This is a genomic window from Stieleria tagensis (genome assembly GCF_024129865.1).
GTDB lineage: Bacteria > Planctomycetota > Planctomycetia > Pirellulales > Pirellulaceae > Stieleria > Stieleria tagensis.
Genome location: NZ_JAMYFE010000014.1, coordinates 133,347 through 139,865 on the forward strand (window position 1 = coordinate 133,347; position 6,519 = coordinate 139,865).

At 56.0% G+C, this 6,519-nt stretch carries 7 protein-coding genes; 2 read left to right on the forward strand and 5 right to left on the reverse strand.

The window, feature by feature from the left end:
* Positions 1-5 precede the first annotated feature (5 nt).
* From NHH03_RS01945 to NHH03_RS01955, 3 genes are all read right to left on the reverse strand, one after another.
* A complete protein-coding gene (locus NHH03_RS01945; RefSeq protein ID WP_253154048.1) occupies positions 6-803 on the reverse strand; it encodes an SDR family NAD(P)-dependent oxidoreductase in 798 nt (265 codons plus the stop codon).
* Between the two features lie 65 nt (positions 804-868).
* Positions 869-2,209: a GTPase HflX gene (hflX, locus tag NHH03_RS01950; RefSeq protein ID WP_253154049.1), complete on the reverse strand. Its 1,341-nt coding sequence runs from the start codon at positions 2,207-2,209 to the stop codon at positions 869-871.
* Positions 2,210-2,369: 160 nt separating this feature from the next.
* Entirely contained in the window at positions 2,370-2,927 is a 558-nt protein-coding gene (locus NHH03_RS01955) for a MaoC family dehydratase (protein ID WP_253154050.1), read from the reverse strand.
* A gap of 256 nt (positions 2,928-3,183) precedes the next feature.
* Between NHH03_RS01955 and NHH03_RS01960 the strand changes: the two genes are divergently transcribed.
* Both NHH03_RS01960 and NHH03_RS01965 read left to right on the forward strand, forming a co-directional pair.
* Positions 3,184-4,389, forward strand: a complete 1,206-nt coding sequence (locus tag NHH03_RS01960) for an FG-GAP repeat domain-containing protein (protein WP_253154051.1) — start codon at positions 3,184-3,186, stop codon at positions 4,387-4,389.
* A 224-nt stretch (positions 4,390-4,613) separates the two neighbouring features.
* Positions 4,614-4,976 (forward strand): nucleotide pyrophosphohydrolase, encoded by a 363-nt coding sequence (locus NHH03_RS01965; RefSeq protein ID WP_253154052.1) that lies wholly within the window; start codon positions 4,614-4,616, stop codon positions 4,974-4,976.
* A gap of 33 nt (positions 4,977-5,009) precedes the next feature.
* On the opposite strand, the gene NHH03_RS01970 is transcribed toward NHH03_RS01965, so the two are convergent.
* Complete coding sequence (locus NHH03_RS01970; protein ID WP_253154053.1) at positions 5,010-5,786, reverse strand: class I SAM-dependent methyltransferase; 777 nt, start codon at positions 5,784-5,786, stop codon at positions 5,010-5,012.
* Positions 5,786-6,316 carry a hypothetical protein gene (locus NHH03_RS01975; RefSeq protein ID WP_253154054.1) on the reverse strand — a complete coding sequence of 177 codons (531 nt, stop codon included), beginning with the start codon at positions 6,314-6,316 and terminating at the stop codon, positions 5,786-5,788. Before NHH03_RS01975 ends, NHH03_RS01970 begins: the two co-directional genes overlap by 1 nt.
* Between the last annotated feature and the right edge of the window lie 203 nt (positions 6,317-6,519).

The window sequence follows — 6,519 nt, forward strand, 5'->3', positions numbered from 1 at the left end:
GACTGCTAAGACCGTTTGCGTAGCAGCCAGTTCATCAGCGGTGGACAGATGCGGTCGGCGTAGACCAACAGTTTTCCGCCCACGCTGAGAATGACCTCGGCGCGGTGTCGGCGGATGGCCGAGAGAGTTGCCGCTGCGACGCGATCGGCCGGCCAGCTGCCAATACTCTTGGATTGCGTGTCGGAGTCAGATTCGACCAACACGTCAAAGAATTCACTGCGTGTGGTGCTGGGGCTGACCAGGGTCACGCTGACGTTGGTGCCTGCCAGCTCGCTGCGCAGCGAATCGCTCCAGCCGTGCATTGCGAACTTGCTGGCACAGTATTCAGATTTGTCGGGCACCGCGCGATGACCGAGCACGCTGCCGATATTGCAGATCACCGCGTCAGGGCTGGATCGTAGCGCCGGCAATAGCCGCCGCGTCAATTCCGCGGGCGCGATGAAGTTCACCTCCATGATTCGCCGCAAACGCGATAGCTGGGCATCTTCGAAGGCACCGATCCCACCGATGCCGGCATTGTTGATCAACAGGTCCAACGGGCGGCCGAGAGCTTCGACGCGGTCAACAATTTGTTGTTGAGTTTCCGGGTCGGTGATATCGCCGACTAGCGGGATTAGGTTGGCCGAGTCACCGTCGACCGATTCACGGATCTCTTGGCTCAATTGTTCCAACCGGTCACGACGTCGCGCGACAGCGATGACCTGGCACTGAGATTGAACCAATCGTTTGCACAGACAGCGTCCGATGCCGCTGCTGGCTCCGGTGACGACGGCCAACTTTCGATTGGGGGTCCAATTCGTCACCGCGATCGTTCCTGCTGCTGACGTCCGTTGTGGTGTGGGATCTTTGGCAAGATCCACTACTGATCTTAGGCGACGTCGGTGGCGGCGGTCGATGGTTCTGATTCGGATGGTGCGACCGGTAATGTGGTTCCGGCTGGCCGAATGGACAGGGCGGTCATGCGGACGGGGCCCATCGCGGCAACCGGCATTTTGACGCGAACGTGCACGACGTCTTCGCCAAACTCCTGAGAAACAATCTCGCCGCGAGCTGCCAGGTAGGCCAGCAGTTTTCCATCACTGGGATCCACATCGATGTCCAGGTCCATGAACTCGCGCCCCAGCGCTTCGCCGACCGCTTCGGTCAACATGCCGATGCCTTTGGCGCTTTTGGCGCTGACCGGGATTGCGTTGGGATAGCGATCCAAGACTCGATTGAGCATTGCCGGCGATGCGATGGCGTCGACCTTGTTCAGCACCAATAGCGTGTCTTTTTCCTCGATCTCCATTTCGCTCAGCACTTTGTAGACCGCGCTGATCTGTTCAAACACGTTCGGATTGCTCGCGTCGGCGACATGCAACAGCAAGTCGGCTTGGCGCGTTTCTTCGAGCGTCGATTTAAAACTAGCGACCAACGAGTGGGGCAGGTCGCGGATAAAACCCACCGTATCGCTCAATAACACGGTTCCCCAGTTGGGCAGATACCAGCGTCGGGTGCGTGTATCAAGTGTCGCAAACAGTTTGTCCTCAGCCTGCACGCCAGCTGCCGTCAGCTCGTTCATCAACGTGCTTTTGCCGGCGTTGGTGTAACCGACCAGTGAAACGGTGGGCGCTTCTTGACGCGAGGCGACCTGACGTTCGCGACGTAATTCAACTTTGCCCAGTTCTTGTTTTAAATCGTGAATGCGTTTTTGCGCGAGTCGGCGGTCAACTTCCAACTGTTTTTCACCAGGGCCACGCATCCCCACGCCCATCGCCTGACGCGACAGGTGAGTCCACATGCGTTTGAGGCGTGGCAGTGAGTATTCCAGTTGCGCCAATTCGATGGCCAACCGTGATTCATATGTGCGCGCACCGGCGGCAAAGATATCCAAAATCAACTCGGTCCGGTCGAGCACTTTTGCACAGACGGCTTTTTCCAGGTTGCGGATTTGGCCGGGTGTCAATTCGTTGTCGAATACGACCACATCGGCTTTGGTCTTTTCAACCAACAGTCGCAGTTCTTCGACCTTGCCTTTGCCTAGATATGTGCCATGTTCCGGCGTCGGACGCCGTTGAACTAATTCGCCGACAACCTGCGTTCCGGCGGTTGTCGCCAATCCGTACAGTTCTTCCAGTGGATCATCGGAAACGGGAGTGTCTGGCAGCACCAATCGCGCCAAAATACTTCGTTCCGGGGTGTCATCAATGACTTTATGTTGTTCACGCACGTATTAAAAACGCCTCTTCGGAGTCGAGCAATCGAACCGCTTTCAGTATAGCCAAGCCAGACGCTGAGCGCAGATTTGACTGTCAAGAACCAACCACCGCTGGTGGGATGCATCTTGCGTGCCAATAGACCCGGGCGAGAACAGCCAGGTTCGCGATTTTCTAGCGTGGTTTGTGGCCGGCGCGAGTGCTGGAGCCGACCAGCGTGACAAAGTGGCCCTGTTGCACGATTTGACCGGACGAATTCAGCAGTTGCCGCAGCCAGCGTACTTTGACCGCCCGGCGACCATGTTGTTCGATCTCGACAATTTCATTTCGGGCTTTGACTGAATCGCCGAAGTAGACCGGCGCGACGAACTGCCAGTTTTCGATCCCGACCAATGCCAATGTCGATGCCCGCGGGTGTTTCGTTCCCAATCCGGCCAACACGCTTAACCCTAACAATCCGTGCGCGATGGGGCCGCCAAAGGGGGAGTCGGTTTCGCCTTGGCCGTGCAGCGGTGTGTGATCACCGGTCAGTTTTGCAAAGTCTTGGACATCATCGGAGCTGATCTCGCAGAAGTGGCTGGTCCAACAATCGCCCACCGCCAAATCTTCGGCGTACAACATTCTGTCGGCTGGCGCTGGGCGGTTGCGTTCGGGGCCGGACACAGCAACCTTGGCAGGACCCGCCGAATCATCGCCGCGGGCCGAATCACTATAGAGACTCACAATTGACATAAGAGATTCCGAAGGGCACTGAATCAGATCTGTCGCATCATCCCCCGCCAGGCCGCTCGATAACAGCGTCTTGACCTCGGAATAGCGGAAATTCTTTTGTTTTTGTCACTATTTTAGGATTGCGGGTCTGACACGGGTCTCTCGGATTGGGGGGCATCGGCAGACTCAGTAAACTAGGTTAGTGTTGGCTCTGACGCCCGTTGCTGTTTTTCATGTTGCACGTTGCCCCCTTCCCCACCTTTCAAAGTTGCCCGCCATGCTCAAGCGTTTTTTGCTAGCGATTCCAGTTTTGATGTTGCTGCCGCACCACGTCACCTCAGCCGCCGATCCGGTTCAATTTTCAATTCGGCTGTTGGCATTGGACGCAAACGAAGGGATCGCAGCGGGCGATGTAGACGGCGACGGAAAAACCGATTTGGTCGCCGGGCGGCAGTGGTTCCGCGGTGGTGATTGGGCTGCGCGTCCGCTGCGCAATATCGACGACTGGAACGGATACGTGCAAAGCAACGGCGACTACCTGTTTGACGTCAACGGCGACGGACAGTTGGATGTCGTCGCCGGTTCATTCTTGCCCAGCGAAGTCTTCTGGTACGAAAATCCCGGCCAAGAAGCGTTGCGATTGGGAAAGCAATGGCCCAAGCATCTGTTGAAAGACACTAAGAAATCACAAAACGAAGGCCAGTTGTTCGAAGATTTAGATGGCGACGGGCGACCGGAATGGATCGTCAACAGTTGGAAGAAAGATTGTCCGATGATGGTCTATCGTTTAATCGACCGACCGGCTCGCAGTACCGACCAAGATTCGAAATCAGCACCCGACAGTAGCGTCGCGGTCTATTCGCTGGCCGGGCACGCGCTGGGGCAAACCGCCAACGGGCATGGCGTCGCGGTGGGAGATCTAAACGGAGATGGCAAAAAGGACGTGTTGGTCGGGCAGGGCTGGTACCAGCAACCGAGTTCCGACCCCTGGTCCGCACCTTGGGAATTTCACGCCGATTGGGATATCCACAGCTCGCTGCCGATGATCGTCACCGATCTGGATCAGGATGGCGATAGCGATGTGATTTTGGGACAAGGCCACGATTATGGTTTGTCTTGGTGGGAGCAAACCGGCAGCGATGAAGCGTCGGGAAAATTGAAGTTCACCGAACACGAGATCGATTCCAGTTTCAGCCAACCTCATACGTTGGCTTGGGTTGATGTCGACGGTGATGGCAAGCAGGACTTGGTGACGGGCAAACGCTATTATGCCCACAACAGCAAAGACCCCGGCGGCAATGAACCACCCTGCTTGTACTACTACACCTGGGACAACGATGCCAAGTCATTCCAGCGGCACACGATCGATGAAGGCCATGTCGGTTGTGGATTGCAAATCGTTGCCGAAGATTTGAATGGCGATGGGAAAACCGATCTGGCGGTGGCGGGAAAAAGCGGCACGTATTTGTTGTTGGCCGAGTGAACGATGCTCCGCTCGAACGAGGACCGTTGAAGTTGCGGGTTTGAATGAGCGTCGGTTTTAGTAACCCGACGCGTTAGTTTTGAAGCCAGCGCTTTTGCGTGGGGCATTGGTTTTTGGTAACCCGACGCGTGAGCGAGGGATCCCGTCTACCGACTAAATCCCTCGCTGACGCGTCGGGTTACGATAGATAAAGCCCGACTTCAAGAACCGTGACGCAGCAACACATGAGCGACGAACAACATTCCCAGCCGGCATCGGTCACTATCCGGCAGGCCCAGGACCAGGTCGACGAATGGATCCAGTCGATCGGGGTTCGCTATTTTGATCCGATGACCAATCTGGCTCAGTTGGTCGAGGAGGTCGGCGAGGTCGCGCGGATTTTGTCACGGACCTGTGGAGAGCAGTCGTATAAGGCATCTGACCAGCCCGGTGAGTTGGCCGACGAGTTGGCGGACGTTTTGTTCGTCACGCTCTGTCTGGCCAACCAGTCAGGAATCGACTTGACGACCGCGCTGCGAGAAAACTTGGCAAAGAAAACCAAACGCGACAAAGATCGTCATCGCAACAACGCCAAACTGCAGTCGTAAAGGCTGGCGTTTGCATCAACCAGCCACCGGCTGCTAAGAACGACGGCGAAGCACAAACAATCCCTCGATTAGTTCTTTGTCGAAGGGCAACGGATCGTCGATGTCGTACGCAAAATCGAACGACTGGACCAATTCAAATTGATCGTCGACTTTTTTGAACAGTCGCTTCAGTTGGGTCGGGGTGTACAACCGCAGTGGGAATTCGCTTTGAATGCGGATCGTTTCGCCGCTGGCGCGAACCGCTTTCAATTTGACGCGCAGTGTTTCCAAACGTTTCTTCAGATCCGATTCAGGGACACTGATGGTGGTCGTCAGCGTCGTTCCGGCCTGGCGCATCTTGAATCGTTCGACGATCGGATCGTATTCTTCTTCCGGGTCCAGGTGCATGCCGATGATGTACAGACCGCCCGGCGCGATCGAATCGGCCATGCCACGCAAGTGCGACACAGCATCTTTTTCGCTCAGCAGATGACGAAACGTGTTGTAGGTACAGAACGCTGCGTCGAACGGTTTGTCGAACGCCGGATGTGTCATGTCGCCTTTGACACAGGTGGCTTTCAATTTGCGTCGTTGCAGTTTGCGGCGCATGTAGTCCAGCATCGCATCGCTTAGATCCAATCCGGTGACGTCGTAACCTTTGGCGGCCATTGCGACGACCAAGCGTCCGCTGCCGCATCCGGGTTCGAACAGGCGTTTGACTTTGCGGGTCGCAAAGCGTTCAAAGGCCTGTTCAAAAAATGCGACTTCGATGGCGGTTTCATCGCGAAACAGCATGTCGAAATATTGTGGATAGTCGTACCAGTTGGCCACTACGGTTTGCCGTCGCTAGAGTCGTCAGAGGAGGGAGTTTTCGATTTATCGCTATCGGTTTCGGCGAGTGGCACAATTTTGCCAAACAGATGGCCGCCTTTGTCGCCGTGTTGCCAGGTGCCAGCGTAACGTCCGGCGCGAATTAAAACGTGAGCATCGAAGGTTCCCATTCCCGGGATCCAGATCGATTCCAGCGTGATCACCGGTGTGTCACCGGACCACAGGATTTTCAGATCCAGCGGAACCTCTTGGTCAACCTGGCCATATTTGATGCGGGCCGTGAGTCGATAGAGATCAGCGGTCGGCAGTTTTTCACAGGACTTGATCGTGTAGGTTTCTGTCTTGGGATCATTGTCAGCACCGTCGACGGTGAACTTGCCCACGAACTGTGTCCCGCTTAGATATTCCGCCAACCGAGTTTCTTTGGGTCGGGGGTCGTCGGCGCGGACAGCGGACGGTTGCAACGCGGACTGAGCGAGAAGCAAGAACAAGACGGCGGTTGCCGTGTGAGAGGCTGCAGCGTTCATCATTGGCACCTTGGGAAGGGGGCGAAAGCTGCTTGGTATTCTAGCGTCGTTGGTCGTCACTCGCCGAGAGGGGCAGGGCGTGCAGAAGAGTGACCCGACGCGTCAATTTTGAAGCCAGCGTTTTAGCAATTCACTCTCCCGCCCGCGGGAGAGTAAAGAGATCGAAGCGGCAATTTGCCGAGTCATTTGAGTTGAAAAGGCTGTTT